This is a genomic window from Priestia sp. YIM B13551 (genome assembly GCF_042787905.1).
Taxonomy (GTDB): domain Bacteria; phylum Bacillota; class Bacilli; order Bacillales; family Bacillaceae_H; genus Priestia.
In genome coordinates this window covers 931085-948861 of record NZ_JBHZOX010000002.1, presented here as the reverse complement: position 1 = coordinate 948861, position 17777 = coordinate 931085, and the positions used below count along the sequence as shown (strand labels likewise).

The 17777-nt window shown below is 38.0% G+C and carries 16 protein-coding genes; 12 read left to right on the top strand and 4 right to left on the bottom strand.

What is annotated here, in order from left to right; genetic code table 11:
• Nucleotides 1-41: 41 nt before the first annotated feature.
• The 3 genes from ACFX4N_RS14500 (at nucleotide 42) to safA (ending at nucleotide 3010) form a co-directional block, all read left to right on the top strand.
• The gene (locus ACFX4N_RS14500) at nucleotides 42-272 is read left to right on the top strand and encodes a YuzI family membrane protein (RefSeq protein ID WP_035439113.1); all 231 of its coding nucleotides are present in this window, start codon (nucleotides 42-44) and stop codon (nucleotides 270-272) included.
• A gap of 612 nt (nucleotides 273-884) precedes the next feature.
• Nucleotides 885-2249 carry a hemolysin family protein gene (locus tag ACFX4N_RS14495; protein ID WP_028415084.1) on the top strand — a complete coding sequence of 455 codons (1365 nt, stop codon included), beginning with the start codon at nucleotides 885-887 and terminating at the stop codon, nucleotides 2247-2249.
• Between the two features lie 137 nt (nucleotides 2250-2386).
• Nucleotides 2387-3010, top strand: coding sequence for a SafA/ExsA family spore coat assembly protein (safA, locus tag ACFX4N_RS14490; protein WP_078082276.1), 624 nt, complete (start codon nucleotides 2387-2389; stop codon nucleotides 3008-3010).
• 40 nt (nucleotides 3011-3050) lie between these two features.
• On the opposite strand, the gene ACFX4N_RS14485 is transcribed toward safA, so the two are convergent.
• On the bottom strand, nucleotides 3051-4157 hold the full coding sequence (locus tag ACFX4N_RS14485; RefSeq protein WP_057273888.1) for a mechanosensitive ion channel family protein: 1107 nt from the start codon (nucleotides 4155-4157) through the stop codon (nucleotides 3051-3053).
• Nucleotides 4158-4447: 290 nt separating this feature from the next.
• Here ACFX4N_RS14485 and ACFX4N_RS14480 point away from each other — a divergent pair, with 290 nt between their 5' ends.
• The gene (locus tag ACFX4N_RS14480) at nucleotides 4448-5413 is read left to right on the top strand and encodes a bile acid:sodium symporter family protein (protein ID WP_013058670.1); all 966 of its coding nucleotides are present in this window, start codon (nucleotides 4448-4450) and stop codon (nucleotides 5411-5413) included.
• A 157-nt stretch (nucleotides 5414-5570) separates the two neighbouring features.
• Nucleotides 5571-6023, top strand: a complete 453-nt coding sequence (locus ACFX4N_RS14475) for a CBO0543 family protein (RefSeq protein ID WP_013058669.1) — start codon at nucleotides 5571-5573, stop codon at nucleotides 6021-6023.
• A 63-nt stretch (nucleotides 6024-6086) separates the two neighbouring features.
• Here the strand turns inward: ACFX4N_RS14475 and ACFX4N_RS14470 are convergent, their stop codons facing one another.
• Nucleotides 6087-7520: an alanine/glycine:cation symporter family protein gene (locus ACFX4N_RS14470; protein ID WP_029323894.1), complete on the bottom strand. Its 1434-nt coding sequence runs from the start codon at nucleotides 7518-7520 to the stop codon at nucleotides 6087-6089.
• 277 nt (nucleotides 7521-7797) lie between these two features.
• Nucleotides 7798-8418, bottom strand: coding sequence for a LysE family translocator (locus tag ACFX4N_RS14465; protein WP_013058667.1), 621 nt, complete (start codon nucleotides 8416-8418; stop codon nucleotides 7798-7800).
• Nucleotides 8419-8638: 220 nt separating this feature from the next.
• Between ACFX4N_RS14465 and ACFX4N_RS14460 the strand changes: the two genes are divergently transcribed.
• The 4 genes from ACFX4N_RS14460 to ACFX4N_RS14445 all read left to right on the top strand — a co-directional run bounded on the left by ACFX4N_RS14460 (nucleotide 8639) and on the right by ACFX4N_RS14445 (nucleotide 12061).
• Nucleotides 8639-9121 (top strand): GNAT family N-acetyltransferase, encoded by a 483-nt coding sequence (locus tag ACFX4N_RS14460; protein ID WP_377261670.1) that lies wholly within the window; start codon nucleotides 8639-8641, stop codon nucleotides 9119-9121.
• Nucleotides 9118-10044, top strand: a complete 927-nt coding sequence (locus ACFX4N_RS14455; RefSeq protein WP_377261667.1) for a DMT family transporter — start codon at nucleotides 9118-9120, stop codon at nucleotides 10042-10044. Before ACFX4N_RS14460 ends, ACFX4N_RS14455 begins: the two co-directional genes overlap by 4 nt.
• Nucleotides 10045-10068: 24 nt before the next feature.
• Nucleotides 10069-11007, top strand: a complete 939-nt coding sequence (locus ACFX4N_RS14450; RefSeq protein WP_328126352.1) for an MBL fold metallo-hydrolase — start codon at nucleotides 10069-10071, stop codon at nucleotides 11005-11007.
• 202 nt (nucleotides 11008-11209) lie between these two features.
• Nucleotides 11210-12061, top strand: a complete 852-nt coding sequence (locus ACFX4N_RS14445; RefSeq protein ID WP_063672540.1) for a VOC family protein — start codon at nucleotides 11210-11212, stop codon at nucleotides 12059-12061.
• A gap of 473 nt (nucleotides 12062-12534) precedes the next feature.
• Here ACFX4N_RS14445 and ACFX4N_RS14440 read toward each other — a convergent pair whose 3' ends face one another.
• Entirely contained in the window at nucleotides 12535-13920 is a 1386-nt protein-coding gene (locus tag ACFX4N_RS14440) for a protoporphyrinogen oxidase (protein ID WP_377261663.1), read from the bottom strand.
• A 221-nt stretch (nucleotides 13921-14141) separates the two neighbouring features.
• On the opposite strand from ACFX4N_RS14440, the gene ACFX4N_RS14435 reads away from it, so the two are divergent.
• The 3 genes from ACFX4N_RS14435 (at nucleotide 14142) to ACFX4N_RS14425 (ending at nucleotide 17771) form a co-directional block, all read left to right on the top strand.
• On the top strand, nucleotides 14142-15467 hold the full coding sequence (locus ACFX4N_RS14435; RefSeq protein ID WP_377261660.1) for a metallophosphoesterase: 1326 nt from the start codon (nucleotides 14142-14144) through the stop codon (nucleotides 15465-15467).
• A gap of 158 nt (nucleotides 15468-15625) precedes the next feature.
• The gene (locus ACFX4N_RS14430) at nucleotides 15626-16048 is read left to right on the top strand and encodes a GtrA family protein (RefSeq protein ID WP_377261657.1); all 423 of its coding nucleotides are present in this window, start codon (nucleotides 15626-15628) and stop codon (nucleotides 16046-16048) included.
• Nucleotides 16049-16085: 37 nt separating this feature from the next.
• Nucleotides 16086-17771, top strand: coding sequence for a DUF6044 family protein (locus tag ACFX4N_RS14425; RefSeq protein ID WP_057273882.1), 1686 nt, complete (start codon nucleotides 16086-16088; stop codon nucleotides 17769-17771).
• Nucleotides 17772-17777: the final 6 nt, after the last annotated feature.

Genomic DNA, 17777 nt, shown 5'->3' with positions numbered 1-17777 from the left:
CATCATCCATTCGCTAATGGATAGAAGGGATGTTTTCGCATATGAGTGTAGGCTTGAGAGTTTGTCTCTTCATTGTTGGTATTGCACTCAAAGTGACAGCTGTTTTGACTTTGATTTTTGAAATGAATCTTGTCCCCATTCACGGAAGGAGTCTCACTTATTATGCTGAAGCGATAGGTGTGAAACTCCCCATTATCTGTTTTGTCCTTGGTTTTTTTTGTGTAGCAGCAAGCTTTTATTTACCTGCTAAAAATCGCCGCACCAGTAAATAGCAAGGGCAGGAGACTAACTAAAACGTTTGACTGCAAAGTTTTTAACATTTAAAATAAAGTCAATAAGTTTAAAAAGAAATAGGATAATTATTCCTTATTCTTTTTAGATATACGGAAATAGAGGTGATTGGATGGGGCAGTGTACCACGTTGGCGAAGTAGCATTATATGCACCAGTGTCAAAGCGTACAATACAGTATTATATAAACCTACATTTGCTTCACGCATATCGCTCTTTATCACATAATCGCTCTTTTAAGACGTTAACAGACTTTAACTTTATAAAGATTATAAACTACTAAATTTTTTATAAATGAATGGAAGAGAGAATCAGCGCTGAAGCAACATCATGAAATGAAGCGATGTGAGCCATTGCTTCACATCTAGAACAGCTGAATAAAGAATGACCTGCTACACTAACGAGTGAAACGTGAGATAAGGAAGAAAGACTGGCAGTTTTGCTCCATATAAAAATGTTTATACATTTATCATGTGATTCCTCCTTATATGCACTTTTCCAAGTGATCAGTACAGGGATAGAGTTCTTTATCCAAATTTTTTATTTTTTAGGAGGTGAGTCCTTACTCGTTTTTAAACGAGCTAAGGAACTTGATTGGACATATTTAACTTGATTTTACTAGCGGTACTGATTGCATTAACTGCTTTTTTCGTTGCTACCGAGTTTGCGATTATTCGCGTGAGGAGTTCCAAAGTGGATCAGCTTATAGCAGAAGGGAGCAGCAATGCAAAAGCTGCGAAGCAAGTTATTTCAAATTTAGATGAATACTTATCTGCGTGTCAGCTTGGTATTACGATTACTGCGCTGGGAATTGGTTGGTTAGGAGAGCCTACACTTTCGCATCTCCTCTCACCATTACTTGATCAACTAGGGATAAGCGGAGCTTTAACAAAAGTACTATCTGTTGCGATTTCTTTTGCGGTTGTTACATTTATAAACGTTGTGGTCGGAGAGCTTGCTCCGAAAACATTTGCAATTCAAAAAGCAGAGAAAGTCACTTTATTATTTGTTCGTCCGCTTATACTCTTTTATAAAGTAACCTATCCTTTCATTTGGCTATTAAACAGTTCTTCTCGTTTAATAACAGGGTTATTTGGTCTAAAGCCTGCTTCAGAAAATGAGCTTGCACACAGTGAAGAAGAGCTTCGCATCTTGTTATCAGAAAGCTATAAAAGCGGTGAAATCAATCAATCGGAGTTTAAATATGTAAGTAAAATTTTTGACTTTGATGATCGCGTTGCCAAGGAGATTATGGTGCCGCGTACGGAAGTCGTTTCGATTGACCAGGAAGATACAGTCGAATACATCCTTGAGATGGTTCAAGAAGAGCGGTTTACCCGCTATCCGGTCATCGATGGAGATAAAGATCATATTATTGGAATGGTCAATATGAAAGAGATTTTAACCGAGATTGTCATGAACAACAGCAAGGAAAAAATAGATTTAAAACAGTATATCCGTCCTGTTATTGAAGTAATTGAATCGATTCCTATTCATGATTTATTGCTTAAGATGCAGCGTGAACGCATCCATATGGCTATTTTAATTGATGAATACGGTGGAACAGCAGGGATTGTAACAGTAGAGGATATTTTAGAGGAAATTGTCGGTGAAATTCGTGATGAATTTGATGCGGATGAACTTCCATTAATTCAGAAAGTCAAACCCGATCATTATATTGTAGATGGAAAGTTATTAGTAAGTGAGCTTAACGAGCTGCTTGGCACAACAATTGATGATACGGATGTTGATACAATTGGAGGCTGGGTCTTGACGGAAAAATATGACGTCAAGCAAGGAGAAAGCCTTAGCTTTGATCAGTATGACTTTACCGTTACGAAAATGGAAGGCCATCACATTCAATATATTGATGTGATCAAAAAACGTCAGGTGCATCAAAGCACGGATGAAGCGGTTAATGTGTCGGACATGAACCAGTCACAGGCTTTATCTTCGTAACAAAAAGGCGCATTGCAAAAGAGCAGTGCGCCTTTCTTATGAAAAAAGCGTGCTGAGAAGATGATAAAGTCATATGATGGAACTAAGGGATAATATTACCGCTATGAATCTTGAAATCAATTTGCTTTAATAAAAGTATGAAAACTCTATCAAAACTTTTATTAGTAACACTGTTGTCTGTCACTCTAGCTTTTGGTCTTAATAACACTGCGCAAGCAGCAACCGTACATACCGTTCAATCGGGAGATACGATGTGGAAAATAGCAGTAAAATATCAGGTTGGCGTTTCCGAGCTGATTGAAGCGAATTCTGCTATTAAAAATCCTAATTCGATCTATCCGGGACAGAAAATTACTATTCCAACCGATAAAGCAGGAAGTTCATACGAAGAGCAAGTGGTTCAGCTAGTGAATCAAGAACGTGCTAAAGTAGGACTTAAGCCTTTAAAGTCTAATTGGGAAGTAGCTCGCGTTGCTCGCTATAAATCGCAGGATATGATTGATAAAAATTATTTTAGTCATACATCGCCTACATATGGAAGTCCGTTCGACATGATGAAAAACTTTGGTATTACATACAGTACAGCAGGTGAAAATATCGCTGCTGGACAAGCAACTCCAAAAGAAGTGGTTAACGCATGGATGAATAGCGAAGGTCACCGTAAAAACATACTATCGAGTCAATTTACCGAAATCGGAGTAGGTTACGCTAAAGGTGGAAGCTACGGCCATTACTGGACTCAAATGTTCATTTCAAACTAAAAAAGAAAGGAAAAAAAGCTGACTTAGTAGTCAGCTTTTTTTAGCTTCGAGCACTTTCTAGAAATTCTTTTGGATTGCCAGAAAGCTTTCCGTCCTGCTCAACGATGAGTGTGCGCGTAGGGAAAGCAAATTCTACGCCTTCTTCTTCAAGAATGTCCATAATTTCGAAGTTTATATTTTCTTTTACCTCTAAATAATCAGCAAAAACGGTTGTATTTGTAAAGAAATACAGATAGATATTTAGACTAGATTCATAGAAGCCGTCAAAATTTACAAGAATCGTTTCATTGTGAATTTCTTCGTGCTCCGTCAGCATCTTTTTAATTCTTGTCACTACGGTTTCTAACTTTTCTTTTGGGGTATTATAATTCAAGTTTAAATGAAAGGCAATTTGACGTTTTCCCATCTTAGCCCAGTTGATAATAGGCTCATTAGAAAGAGTAGCATTTGGAACCGTTACGACTGCTTGAGCGAACGTTCGAACTTTGGTGCTTCGAAACGTAATATCTTCTACAACGCCTTCAACACTCGGTGTTTTAATCCAATCTCCAATAGTAAAAGGCTTTTCGGTAATAATCACAATTCCGCCGAATAAATTACTAACGGTGTCTTTTGCGGCTAGGGCAAAAGCAAGACCACCTAACCCAAGACCCGCTACAAAGCCGTTTACGTTAAAACCCCATTCTTCTGCGATGATGGATATAGAAAGCATAACAACAACGATGCGGATGAACTTTTCAATAAAAGGAATAATGATTCGATCCACTTGGATATCAAAGCTTTTGGCAAACGTTGCAAAAAATAAATTGGTAGAAGCAGCTAAATTATACAAGCCCCATCCTGCAAGGCCAACAGAAGCTGAACGAACTAAATGTCTTTCCGTGTCGGCTGTTAAAACATCAAAGGGAAGATAGGGAAGAGCAAGCTTGAAACCAATAATCACAAAAATCCAGCGCAGCGGCTTTTCAAAAGCTTCTAAAACGCTCGTAATTAAATTGATTTTTTTATTTTTGACAAAACCAATAATAAACTTAAACAAATAAGTCGTGAACAGCTTGCGAAGAATTAAAAAGATCAGAAAGATCCCAATCGCAATCACGATTTTTTTCCAATCATCTAAAGATGACAGAGACTTCAAAAAATCCATACAATCCTCCTAGTTACCAAAACTGTGCTACAGTTCATTTATATCCGTCAATTAAAGCATTTCTATGTAGAGTGTACTGTACCCTAAATTCATGCTTTTTAAAAGCTTCTTCCCTATTAAAATAGCATAAAAATACCCGTAAATCTATTTAAGTGATAATTATGAATATATCTCTTTTTAGTAAAAGAGACAGACAATAGTCTGAAAATAAGTTGTATAATAAATAGGTGATATTATAAACATTAATTTATCTTATTATTTATTTAAAACGTTCGTTGGAGGGAGAAGCTTTGTTAAGTCAATTAAATAGAATGCTAGAAAAATTGATGCCCTTTATTACGCCGGTCAGCTTACTCATAGGAGTGCTTATCGGTTCGTCACTGAGTCAGTATACCTTTTTAATTCCATGGCTTTTTGCATTAATGACGTTTGCTGGAAGTTTAAACTCAAATTTTCAGCAGTTAAACGCCACCATACACCGTCCATTTCCAATCGTTATGGCCCTGTTTGTTTTACATATTTTTATGCCAGCGTGGGCTTGGAGCGTTGGCCAGGTGATTTTTCCGCATGATGTATTTACAAGCACGGGCCTTTTACTAGCAGCGATTATTCCAACCGGAGTGACTAGTTTTATATGGGTCTCTATTTACAAAGGAAGCATTCCTCTTGCGCTGTCCATTATTTTAATTGATACTCTTTTAGCGCCGCTTATCGTTCCTTATACGCTTTTATTGGTGGTTGGAGACACCGTGCATTTGGAAGCGCTAAAGCTAGTCAAAGATTTATGTTTTATGATTGTCCTTCCATCTCTGTTAGGCATGTGCTTAAATCAATATACAAAAGGAACAATTAAGCAGACATTAGGACCAAAGCTGGCACCTGTTTCAAAAATAGGGTTAAGTGTGATGGTCATGGTAAACGGGGGAGTGATTGCCCCTTATTTAAAACATATCGATAAAAAACTGCTGTTTATCATCGTGATCGTCTTTTTAATGAGTTCAGCTGGTTATTTCTTTAGCTGGATGATTGGTAAATGGCTAAGGTGGGACCGAGCAAAAGTTGTGACGCTTACGTTTTGCGGGGGCATGAGAAATATTAGCGCCGGAGCCGTATTAGCCGTATCTTATTTTCCAGCTCCCGTTGCTGTACCCGTCGTACTAGGGATGTTATTTCAGCAGGTATTAGCCGCTTTATCAGGGCGTTTAGTTCAAAACTATTACCAGAAAAAAGACGCTGAATTTGTTTCATTGAAATAAATGGAAGAAGCAAGGGACGAACCACAGTAATCATAAAGTAAGCACTCTGTTTTAATGATGAGAGATAAGGTGCTTTTACGCTTGCTGCGTTCAAGATAAAGAGATGATTAGAAAAAGAAACGGTGTGGCATACTAGAAAGAAAAAGGTCGGATATTCTTGCTTATCAATATAGCGCTGGCGTTTGTTTTACCTTGGATTTTTGGCACACTTTATTTACATCCTAAAAATCGTCGTTTAATGCCTTTAGTAGGAACTGCTTTTTGCATTTTAGCAATCATTGTCAATGAATTAGGGAGTTATTATGGCTTTTGGAAACTCCGCACTTCTTTAGAAAATGAAGCATTAGAGGCGCTGCCTTTTAATTTAGGCGTCTATCCTGTATTGGCCAGCTATATGATTTTTTTAATCCAGCGAATCGGAAAACCTTATTTTTTTATTTTTCTTATTGCGCTGTTTACAACATTTTTAGAAGGAACGTATGTGCATATGGAAAGAGTTATATACGGAAACGGGTGGAATCTCGGCTGGACATTTTTTTCCTACTGGATTCCGTACAGCGTGATTTATTTATACTATAGGTATTTGGTTAGTCTTAGACTGCTTCACTAGAAGAAAGAAAAAGAAGTAAATATGCACAATAAAAAAAGCCGTGAATATTCACGGCTTTTTTTGTTAGATCGCTTTTTTCGAGCTGGATTTATCTTTTGAATGATCCCACGCATCAATATTATCAAGTCCAGAAATGCTGTCTTGATAGAAGACAGGGTCTTTTCCAGCTTTCTTTTGGGCAAGATAATCTTTGAGTGCGGCAAAGGCAACTTTTGACAGCAGGAGAATTGCGATTAAGTTGACTACTACCATAAAGCCCATAAACAGATCTGCTAAATCCCATACAAGCTGAATTTGAGAAATAGAACCGAACACAATCATTGCAAGTACAGCAACACGATAAGTCATCAGCCAAGCTTTATTTGTGTTCAAGAACTCAATATTTGTTTCTCCATAGTAGTAGTTACCAATTAATGTACTAAAAGCAAATAGGAAAATCATAATCGCAAGAGCGCCTGCTGCCCAAGAACCAATGTGAGTGCTTAAAGCAGCCTGTGTTAACTCAATACCGCTTAAATTTTTATTTGTGTAAGCACCTGAAAGTAAAATGATAAAGGCAGTACTGCTACAAATAATAAGCGTATCCGTTAATACACCAAAGGCTTGAATCAATCCCTGTTTTACCGGGTGGCTTGTTGTTGCAGCAGCTGCAGCGTTTGGCGCGCTACCCATACCCGCTTCGTTTGAGAATAATCCGCGTTTAATTCCTTGCATAAGAGCTGCTCCAAGAGAACCTCCGGCAATTTGCTCGAAACCAAATGCATTTTTTACGATTAACGCAATAAGAGAAGGCATCTCTTGAATGTTCATAATAATAATAAAGAGTGCTACGCCAATGTAGGCAACAGCCAGTACTACCACAATATATTCTGACATTTTTGCAATACGCTTAACTCCACCAAAAATAATGGCAGCGAAAGCCACTGTCATAATAATTCCTAACACTAAACGATTTGTTCCGAACGCATTTTCAAAAGCAAGAGTAATCGTGTTCGATTGTACAGCATTAAAAATTAAGCCGAATGATAAAGTGATTAAGACAGCAAACAGTCCGCCCATCCAGCGCTTCTTTAAACCTTTTTCCATATAGTAAGCCGGTCCGCCTCGGAAGCCGCCGTCTTTGTCTTTTACTTTGTATATTTGTGCTAATGTACTTTCGATAAATGCTGAAGCTGAACCGATAACGGCAAGCACCCACATCCAAAATACAGCACCAGGTCCCCCTAAAGCGATCGCAATCGCAATACCTGTAATGTTCCCCGTACCAACGCGGGCTGCCATACTGATACAAAATGCTTGGAATGGCGAAATTCCGTCTTTAGAAGAGCTATCCGCACCTTCTTTTAATACACGAATCATTTCTCTTAATAACCGAATTTGTAAAAACTTTGACCTGAATGTAAAAAACAAACCAAATGCAATCAGCATCGCAATCAGTAAGTAGGACCAAAGAAATTCGTTGATTGAACTAACAAAACCTTGAACTACTTCTTGCATAGTTTCACCTCTTCATGAATTATAGTAGAATAATAATAAAAAACGTGAATTTATAGAATTTTCCCTCTATTTAGATAGATCTCCCTATTTCCCCGCTGTTTTTCTTCATTATCCTTGTCGAATCTTGTTGCTAAATCTGAACCTTATATATATATAAAATAATAATTTTGGTCTTTTGTCAACTAACCTCACATGGAAAAATAGGGTGATATGACAAATGAAGCGGGTATGAAAAGGCGATAACAGCAGGGATGAAAGAAATTTCATTTTGTTTTACTTAATTGTTGCTAGAAAATAAAAGTTTTAGGCCAAGTACGCCAAAAACCGTTCCTTTTACATATTTTAATGTGTGCTGAAAGATACGGCTTTTTTTGACTTTTTTCCCAAGGCCAGAAGCAAATAGCGCAATAAGTGAAAAGATGATGAGCGTTTCGGCGATAAAGATGATACCAAACAAAATCATCTGCAAACTTACATGTCCAAGAGACGAATTAACAAACTGCGGTAAGAACGTGATGAAGAAAATAGCTACTTTTGGATTGGTTAAGTTGCTAACAAATCCTTTTCTAAAGTGATGGTGCTGCTGAACGTTTTCTGTTAATTCCAATGGACCGCTTTTTTCGCGAAACGATTGGTATGCTAAAAACAGCAGGTACAGAACGCCTACAACTTTTAGAATCGTAAAGGCTATAATTGATTTTTGAAAGATAATAGATAGCCCCACTGCGGCTAAAAGAGTATGTACAAAGGTTCCCGTAATAGATCCCAATACGGTTTTGATGCCTGCTTTGACGCCTGAAGCAATACTTTGTGTCATTACAAAAATCATGTCTTGTCCTGGTATTAAGACAATGATAAGTGACACGGCTATGTAAGGTATAAGCCAAGAAAATGTCATGATGATTCCCTCCCAACAGAATTTTAACCATTTCGACAAAAAGTTCTCAAGAGTGTGTGCTAATGAATTAATAGATTAATGGAGTAAAGTTAAGAAGGCATAAAAGCATAAAAAGAGGTTATTTCTCCTAATAAAAATCAATAAAAGATGTAGGAAAAAAATAGGTGGTGTTGTATAATAATTCGATATACTTAATTTTTATAGAAAGAGGGTGAAATTTATGAAGTACTGTTTAGCACAGCCAGAGGACGCTGCTATAGTTCACGATCTTATGCTGCAAGCCTTCTCCGTCTATCGCGATTCTGTCCCATCGTCCAGTGCTCTTGATGAAACGATAGAATCTATTATGCAATCGTTAAAGCACGGAAAAGAAGCTGTCATTTTATACGTCGAAAATAAGCCGGTAGCGATGGCGCGTTTTACGCTAGAAGAAACGAGCTTATATTTTTACCGCCTGTCTGTTATTCCTACTTTTCAAGGAAAAGGAATGGCTAAACAGCTTATTCAATGGTTAGAAACATACGCCAAAGAGTGTGGCAAGGAAAGTTTATCATGCAAGGTGCGAATGAGTGTTTCTCGTAATATAGCTTTGTATGAATCAATCGGCTTTTACATAGAGGAAAAAGAAATCGTACATAGAGACGGAGTGGATATTCCCGTAGTAAATATGAAAAAAGAGATTCTAAAAGGAGTAATGGCATGAATAAAGCAACTCTTCCTTTACCGCCTCCTGTCTTTCTTTTAATCGGTGTAGTAGCCGTTTCTTTTTCTTCTATTTTAATTAAATGGTCGGAGGCGCCTGCTTCTATTTTAGGAATGTATAGACTGCTGTTTACGGTCCTTTTATTTTTACCGTTTTTACCATGGAGGGAAATGAAAATTCTTTTTAAAAACAGCACGTTAAAAGAATGGCTAATGCTAGCTGTATCAGGCGTGTTTTTAGGGCTTCACTTTCTGTTTTGGATGGAGTCTTTTTCACATACAACAGTTGCTAGCGCTATGATTTTGACTGCGCTTGAGCCGGTTTTCGTAGTGATAGGAGCTTATTTTTTATTTAAAGAAAAAACAAGCAAAGTAGGAATCATCAGCATTTTAATTGCTGTTAGCGGCTCAGTGATTATCGCATCGGGAGATATCGGAGTATCCAAAACGGCTCTTTACGGAGACTTACTTTCTGTCTTAGGTACAGTAGCTGTTTCTGTTCATATGCTGGCGGGGCAAGAATTATGCAGGAAAATGCCTTCAATCATCTATAGCTTCGCCGTTTTTTTAATCGGTGGCCTGGTTCTATTTGTCTACAATATTTGTACAAACGTATCGCTGATTCAATATGACATAAAAGATTGGTGGATCTTTTTGCTTTTAGCACTTATTCCTAATATTTTTGGTCATGCCTTATTTAACTGGCTGTTAAAGTACGTAGATGCTACAACGATTTCAATGGCTATTTTGGGCGAGCCAATTGGTGCCATCATTCTCGCTTATTTCTTGCTTGGAGAAATGACAACTGTTTCTCAGTTAGTGGGAGGAATGGTTGTGATGATTAGTGTGATGATCTTCTTAAAGTACAAAGCAGCAGAGCTAGAAAAAGTCATGGCTCTTCAAGAAAAGTCCAATATCAGCTAATTGGATAGGCAAGCAGCACTGAGTATGATACAGTTTATTTATCATTATTTACCATTTGGTGAAAAGGCTTTTATTAAACTATATAAAGCGGGTGTAAATATGCTGAAAAAACTAACGGATTACGTTTATTACTTTCCTCATTCTGAAGAAACGGATCGGCCGGTGCTCGGGCTTATCTGCGGGGAGAAGTATAGTTTCATCGTAGATGCCGGGAATTCTTCTGCGCATGCATCATCATTTTTAGAAGAAGTGGAAAAAATGGGCGTCCCTCCAATCAAAGGAGTAGCTATTACGCATTGGCACTGGGATCATACATTTGGCATTCATGCAATGAATAAGTATACAATCAGCCATCATTTAACAAAGAAAAAGCTGGCCTATTTAAAGACACTGCGCTGGGATGATGATTCCTTGGATAAACGCGTCCAGGAGGGGGAGGAAATTGAATTTTGCCGGGATATGATCAAGAAAGAAATGCCGAGTCGAGAGGCGTTAATTTTACAGGAGCCAGACGTAACGTTTCATCATCATATGGAAGTTGACCTAGGTGGAATCACTTGTTGTATTCAGCATATTGGAGGAGTACACGCGCAGGACTCGTCTATTGTCTACATACCCCAAGAAAAAGTCCTGTTTTTAGGTGATTGTCTATGTCCAGATTTTTATAGCGGTGACTGGAGTTATGATAAAGAAGACTTTGAGCGGATTCAGAGAGAGCTTAAAAAATATGATGCGCAGTATTATCTCTCATCTCATTTTGACCCTGAAACTCCTGAGGAACTTTGGCGAGATTTAAACCAATTGAGTGCGATTGGAGAAATTGTAGGAAATGAAGTCGATTTAGAAAAAGCATGTTTTCAGTTTGAATGTGAAACATATAAAAAGCCGACAAATGAGCAAAAAGAGAGAATACAGTATTTTGTTAATGGAAATATCAAACGCAAAAGCAGAGAACTGTTTTGATAGTTTATACATAATGATAAATAAGCCCGACTGTTCATACTATGTTATGAGCAGCCGGGCTTATTCAATTGGTTGTGCAGTGATATAAGCTTTAAGTTATGATAGTAAAATAAATAACTTGACGAAATAAAGTTATAAAAATATAATAAGTTACATAAAGTAAGTTGAATAAAAAATGATATATTAAAAAGGAGAAATAATCATGAATTTTCACCGTGCACCTCATGTATTTGTTGGGAAAGTAAATTTAAAAGTAGAAAATTTAGAGCGCTCACTTGCTTTTTATCAGCAAATAATCGGGTTTAAACTTTTAGGGAGAAAAGAGAACAAAGCTCTGTTAACAGCTGATGGACGCACCGCGCTGTTATCGATTGAACAGCCGGAAAACGTTACAGCAAAACAGCCTCGTACAACAGGCTTATATCATTTTGCTCTATTGTTGCCGACTCGTTCTGATTTAGGAAGTATACTGCAGCATTTGTTAAATAGCGGTTATCCGCTTCAAGGGGCGTCTGATCATCTAGTGAGCGAAGCGCTGTACTTGGCAGATCCAGATGGAAACGGCATAGAGATTTATCGAGATCGTCCGTCAAGTACATGGGAATGGAATGACAGTGAAGTAGTAATGGCTACAAAACCTTTAGATGCAGAAGCGATATTAGCTGAAGGAAACGGTAAACCATGGACAGGATTACCTTCAGCTACCTTAATGGGACATATTCATCTTCACGTTTCTGAATTAGGACAAACGGAAAACTTTTATCGAAATGGATTAGGTTTTGAGGTTGTGAGCAATTACCATAATCAAGCATTGTTTATTTCAACTGGGCGCTATCATCATCACATCGGACTAAACGTTTGGAATGGAATTGGAGCGCCTAGTCCTCTTGAAAGCAGCGTTGGTTTAGAGTCATTTACACTTGTTTTTCCAGTTGAAGAAGCAAGGGAGCAGGCAATAAATCAGCTTCGTGAAATTGGAGCAGCTGTGTCTAAAGAAAACCAAGATTTCATCACAAAAGATCCATCAGGCAATATAATTAGATTAGTCCTTTAAAATAAAAGCTGCCGTAATTGGCAGCTTTTATTTATCGCAATGTTCGTCAAAATAGGAAATAAATGTACACGTTTTTCTCAAATAGTAAGATGATAATGGCGAAAACGGTGTTATTTTCAGGGAAATAAACGAAGAGTCTTACGTTTAAAAAAGTTTGTAAATAAGCGGGCGTGGGAATAAAATACATATCAAGCATCATTTCTTATCGTTATTGAACCTTTATATAAAGTCTTTTCATATAAAACCTTGAAGGAAGGGAGCGGAAACCTGTGAGATATAAAGTGAAACATTGGCTTAGATTAACTTCAGACGAGCGCTATCTTGTATTGTTTGCTACTGCTGCTTTGCAAAAAGAAAAGCGATAAAAGAGTTGTTAATAGTAAGGAAAGTAGCTTTATATGCTAACGAAAAGGTAATAAAAGGCCTGAAAATAATATATTATTTTCAGGCCTTTTATTGTTTTTAAACCTTTTTTAAGTCAACTGTTGAGAGATAGCTTCAGCCGTTTGTTTGCCGTTTGTTATACACGCTGCAATGCCTACTCCATAGTAAGAACAGCCGGCTAATGTAATAGCGGGGTGCTTGTCATGCAATTTTTGAGTCAAGCTGCGTACGAGTTCACCGTGTTTAAGGTGATAGGTAGGCATCAATTTATCCCAATTGGTTACATCGCTTTCAATGGGCTGCTCTTTGATGCCTAAGCTGTTTTCAATGTCCTTTTGTGCCACTGCTAGCAGCTCTTCTTTTGACATCATCCGCAGTCTGTCAAAGTGGTGGCTCGTGCTTTTATAAAACAGGCGAACTAACAAATTCCCTCGCTTAGAAGTGTGAGCCCATTTTTTGCTCGTCCACGTACAGGCATTGGCGATTAAGTTGCTTGATTGAGAGGCAATAAATCCAGTGCCTTCAGCAGGAAGGCATTCGTCTGGAACGTCATAACCCATGTATACGCTAATTAGAGAAGAATCTTTTAACTGCTCAAAGTCTTCGTTTAATTCAGGATCGTTCAACAGGTGCTGAGCAGCCGTGTGCGGTGTAGCTAACACCACGTAATCTGCTGAATAGGCTTGCTCCGGCGTACTGATTTGGTAACGTTCACCGTCCCGTTTTATGCTGGTGGTTGGCGTATTTTTTAAAATCGTTACATCAGAAAGCACTTCTTCTAAGCGGTGAATAATCGTTGATAAACCTTGTTTAAACGAAATGAATTTTTTATTTCCTGCCGTTTTAAATTTCTTTTCATTGGCTCCCATTCCTTTGATGATGCTGCCGTACGTGTTTTTGTAGTCGAGCAGATACGGGAGAGTCGAAGAAATCGTGAGTTTGTCTAAATCGCCAGAGTAGACGCCGGATAAAATAGGTGCAATTTGCTTTTCTACTAGCTCTTCTCCTAAAAAATGTTTTAAAAAGAGTCCAATTGAGCTGTCTTTCGTAAACGTTGTATTTTTAGTGATTAAGTCTTTTAAAGCTGTAATTTTAGCTTTTGAAGAAATCAGCTCGCTTTTAAAAAGAGATTCTATGCTTGTTGGAATACCGAACATGGTATCTTCAGGAATGGGCAGCAGCTCATTAGCAGAGTAAATAAACGATTTGCCCGTTTCGTTATAGACTAAATCGTTTGTTAAGTACAGCTCTTCTAGCAGGGGCATAACATTTTCTTTTCGAGCTACAATAGAATCCGCCCCTGTTTCCATAATAAATTCCCCAGCTTCACGCGTATTGATTTTCCCTCCTAGATGGGCATGTTTCTCTAGTAATAATAATTTAAGCGGGAGATTACGTTCTCGTTTTAGTTTCTGCAAATAGTACAGAGTGGTTAAGCCCGTAATTCCTCCTCCAATAACAGCGACCGTTTTCAAAATATTCACTCCTACATTTTCAACAATTAGTCTGTAATATACGAAAATCATACCACTATGACTAGGAAAAGTGTAATGAATTGATTGTGAACATAGTGTGTGCAAACACGAAAAGAAATATTGAAACTATACGATTAGATATTTTGAAATTACATAAAATAAAAGCTCATACACGTAGAGAAAATGACTGAGACGCAGCAGTGAAGAAAGGAGGAAGCATCATGCTCGGCGGTTTTATGGAAACGCTGAAAAAAGACTGGCTCGCTTTAGTATTAATAAGTGTTCTTATATGCGGTATTACCTTAAACGTACGAGCCGAAGAGAAGAGCGGACGAAGCGGATACATCGAACCAAAGCTAGTTTTTCCTGTGATCAGTGATGTTCATATTAAGGAAACAGGAACGCTTGATTTGCGTACTTTTCAACATGCATTAACGCAATTAAATGAACAGGCACCGAAACAAGATGCATTTGTAGTAGTAGGAGATTTGGCTGATACCGGCGCGTTAAAAGAATACGACCGCTTTTTTTCTATTTATAATCAAAATAAACAGCCGCAGGCCGTATCTCTTTTTACAATTGGTAATCATGAATACCGGGACAGCGTAACTAATCAGCAAGCGCAGCAGCGTTTTTTATCTAAAACCAAAATGAAAGCTCTTTATTTTCATCAAGTGATAAAAGGGTATCATTTTATCATGCTTGGAACAGAAAGCCGTCTGACCGCCGGTGATTATTCAATCAAACAAATTAACTGGCTTGGAGAACAGCTGAAGATAGCAAAGCGAGACGATCCTAAAAAACCGATTTTTGTCTTTATTCATCAGCCTATTAACAATACACTGTACGGGAAAAACAGATGGGGGATAGAAGTGAATGAACAGCTTCTTTACAATACGTTAAAACCTTATCCGCAAGTCATTACATTTTCTGGTCATACCCACCATCCGTTGGACGATCCTCGTACTATTTTTCAAAGAGATTTTACATCTCTTGCAACGTCTTCTGTTCGGTATATATGGCCTGGTGCTGGATATTTACAAGGTGAACTTCCTCCTGGCTACCGAGATGTGAGTCAAGGTCTTCTTGTAGAGGTTTATAATCGAAAAGTAGTAGTTAAAAGGCGAGATTTTCACGCAAATAAGTGGACAGGAGAAGCGTGGAAAATTGACATACCTGCAGATTCAAAAAAATTTCACTACACGAATGAACGAGATTTAGTAAAACCGATTTTTCTTCCAAGCTCTACTATTTCTGTTATACAAGAAAAAGCTTCATCGAATCAGCTTTATACCCAGTTTACGCAAGCGGTGGATAATCTGATGGTTCATTCTTATCGCATTACCGTCAAAAATAAAGAAACTGGAGAAGTGGTCAAAACATATAATGCATTTTCTCAATATTACAGCGATCCTGTTCCGGATGTTCTAAGTCTCCCGTTATCAGGTTTGCAGCCTCATACTGCGTATCAAATAGAAGTAGCGGCAGTGGATGCGTTTGACAATCAAAGCGACCAAAAATTAATCATTGAAGGCTCTACTAAATAGCTAAAAGAATCCTGATTTTTATTGATTCTTTTAACTTTTTTTCATCTGTTTTTAATGTTATTTTCATTAGATTTTTAAGTGGAGTTGCTACACTGAAACTGTATTTAAAGTAATAATATGTAATTTTCATGAAAGTATCAAAATCAAAAGGAGTTTGTATGAAAGGATCTTTTGTACGTTTTTTAGTAGTAGGGCTGGTCAATACAGGAGTAGGTCTCTCCATTATGTATGTGCTGCTTCATATCTTTCATCATTACTGGGCAGCAACGCTTGTGGGCAACGCAGCGGGGGCAGTCGTTAGCTACGTATTAAATCGAATATTTACGTTTAAAAGCGGAGTTCATTTATCTAAAAGCATACTGCGTTTTATTTTGGTTATTGGCGTTTGCTACGGTTTATCTTACTATATTGGACTGCAGTTCTCCAGCTGGTTATTGCACCAACTTCCTGCTGCTGTGCGTCCGTTCAAAAAAGACGTCGGTATATTGATTGGAACAGGTCTGTATACGCTTTTAAATTATACGGGTCAAAAATACTTTGTATTCAATGCAAAAAAAGAAGCAGCCGTCATACACGATTAGCTTCTAGCAATTATGAAATGGAAATAGGTGTTAACAGATGAAGAAAGAAACAGCTATGAATAAAGAAAAAACATTGCTTATTATCGCTTTCCTTTTGCTGCTTGCGTATGTATCCCCTATGTTTTTGCTTGGGGAAAATTCACATATACGCGTGCACGATAATTTAGACTCAAATATTACGTGGTATAAAGTTCTGCATCGAAGCGGAGAGCTGTTTGGCTCCAGTCATGCCGTATTACCTCAAATTATTAACGGATTGCCGAGGAATACGTTTGGAACAGAATTTAGCGGTATTCAGTGGCTGTATGGTTTATTCCCGACCATGCTTGCATACAGCCTGAGTCAAACGATCACGCGCGTATTTGCTTTAATTGGAATGTACTTATTATTAAAAAAGCATTTTATCAAAAGCAAGGATGCTTATGCGATTCGAGTGCTTGTATCACTTGCTTTTGCACTTACTCCTTTTTGGCCTTCGGGGATGCTGAGTACATTAGGACAGCCGCTGGCGCTGTGGGCGTTTTTAACCATTCGAAACCGCGAAGGAACGTGGAAGGAATGGCTTACTCTTTTATTGCTTCCGTTTTACGCGAGCTTTGTGCTAGGGTTTTTCTTCTTTTTAGCAGCGATGGGGCTGCTATGGCTAAGAGATGCAGTAAAAAAACGAGCGTGGAATATGCCTTTTTTAAGCAGTATTGCAGCGATGACCGCTGTCTTTCTGCTCATTGAATACCGGCTTGTTGATTCTCTTTTGTTTCCGGAGGCCCCGACGAGTCGAAATGAATTTTTAAGCTCTACTCTAAGTTTCGGACATTCCATTCGCCTTACTTTGAAGAACTATACGCTTGGGCATACACATGTAATGACGCTTCATACCTTTGTCATTTTACCGCTTTCTTTTATTGTACTGTGGATTGTCGCTCGCAATCAGAATGGAAAGCTTGAAAAAACGTTTTTGCAGTTATTTGTTCTTAATCTACTACTGTCGATTTGGTATGCGTTTTGGTTTTATAAAGGATGGGAGCCGCTAAAAGAAAAATTTCAGCTTTTAAATACGTTTAACTTTGCTAGATTTCATTTTTTACGCCCGCTCATTATTTATTTGATGTTTGCCGTTGGCGGCTATGTTTTATGGAAGCGGGGCAAAGCGTGGAAAAAGTTTGTGTGGGTGTGTTTGGTTTTACAGCTGCTTGTGTTATTTATAGCGAACCCTGAGCTTTATTATCGCTACAATCACGAGCCGTCAGTCAAAGAATTTTATGCTGTCCATCAATTCGATGAAATCAGCAGATATATAGGGAAACCTAAATCATCTTATCGGGTAGCAAGCATTGGGCTTCATCCATCAATTGCTCAGTATAACGGCTTTTATACGCTAGATACGTATAACAACTTCTATCCGTTAACGTATAAACATGAGTTTCGCAAAATCATTGCCAAAGAGCTTGATAAAAATAAAAAGTTAGAAAGCTACTATGATCACTGGGGCAACCGCTGCTATGTGTTTGTTAGCGAGCTAGGGAAAAAATATGATTACCGAAAAGACTCAACGAAAAAAATCCGTCATTTGCAGCTTAATATCAGCCAATTTAAGAAAATGGGCGGTCGCTATATCTTTTCAGCTGTTCCAATCGAAAATGCTGAAAGTGACGGTTTGCACTTTTTAAAAGCATTTAACGATAAACAGTCCGCTTGGAAAGTGTATGTATATGAAGCAAAGTAAGGGGGC

Excerpts from the sequence above, each read along its gene's own strand:
- ACFX4N_RS14450 (WP_328126352.1), top strand. The coding sequence starts at position 10,069 with ATGATACAGTTTATTTATCATTATTTACCATTTGGTGAAAAGGCTTTT.
- ACFX4N_RS14465 (WP_013058667.1), bottom strand. The coding sequence starts at position 8,418 with ATGACATTTTCTTGGCTTATACCTTACATAGCCGTGTCACTTATCATT.
- ACFX4N_RS14455 (WP_377261667.1), top strand. The coding sequence starts at position 9,118 with ATGAATAAAGCAACTCTTCCTTTACCGCCTCCTGTCTTTCTTTTAATC.
- ACFX4N_RS14445 (WP_063672540.1), top strand. The coding sequence starts at position 11,210 with ATGAATTTTCACCGTGCACCTCATGTATTTGTTGGGAAAGTAAATTTA.
- ACFX4N_RS14485 (WP_057273888.1), bottom strand. The coding sequence starts at position 4,157 with ATGGATTTTTTGAAGTCTCTGTCATCTTTAGATGATTGGAAAAAAATC.
- ACFX4N_RS14460 (WP_377261670.1), top strand. The coding sequence starts at position 8,639 with ATGAAGTACTGTTTAGCACAGCCAGAGGACGCTGCTATAGTTCACGAT.
- ACFX4N_RS14425 (WP_057273882.1), top strand. The coding sequence starts at position 16,086 with ATGAAGAAAGAAACAGCTATGAATAAAGAAAAAACATTGCTTATTATC.
- ACFX4N_RS14430 (WP_377261657.1), top strand. The coding sequence starts at position 15,626 with ATGAAAGGATCTTTTGTACGTTTTTTAGTAGTAGGGCTGGTCAATACA.
- ACFX4N_RS14500 (WP_035439113.1), top strand. The coding sequence starts at position 42 with ATGAGTGTAGGCTTGAGAGTTTGTCTCTTCATTGTTGGTATTGCACTC.
- ACFX4N_RS14470 (WP_029323894.1), bottom strand. The coding sequence starts at position 7,520 with ATGCAAGAAGTAGTTCAAGGTTTTGTTAGTTCAATCAACGAATTTCTT.
- ACFX4N_RS14435 (WP_377261660.1), top strand. The coding sequence starts at position 14,142 with ATGCTCGGCGGTTTTATGGAAACGCTGAAAAAAGACTGGCTCGCTTTA.
- safA (WP_078082276.1), top strand. The coding sequence starts at position 2,387 with ATGAAAACTCTATCAAAACTTTTATTAGTAACACTGTTGTCTGTCACT.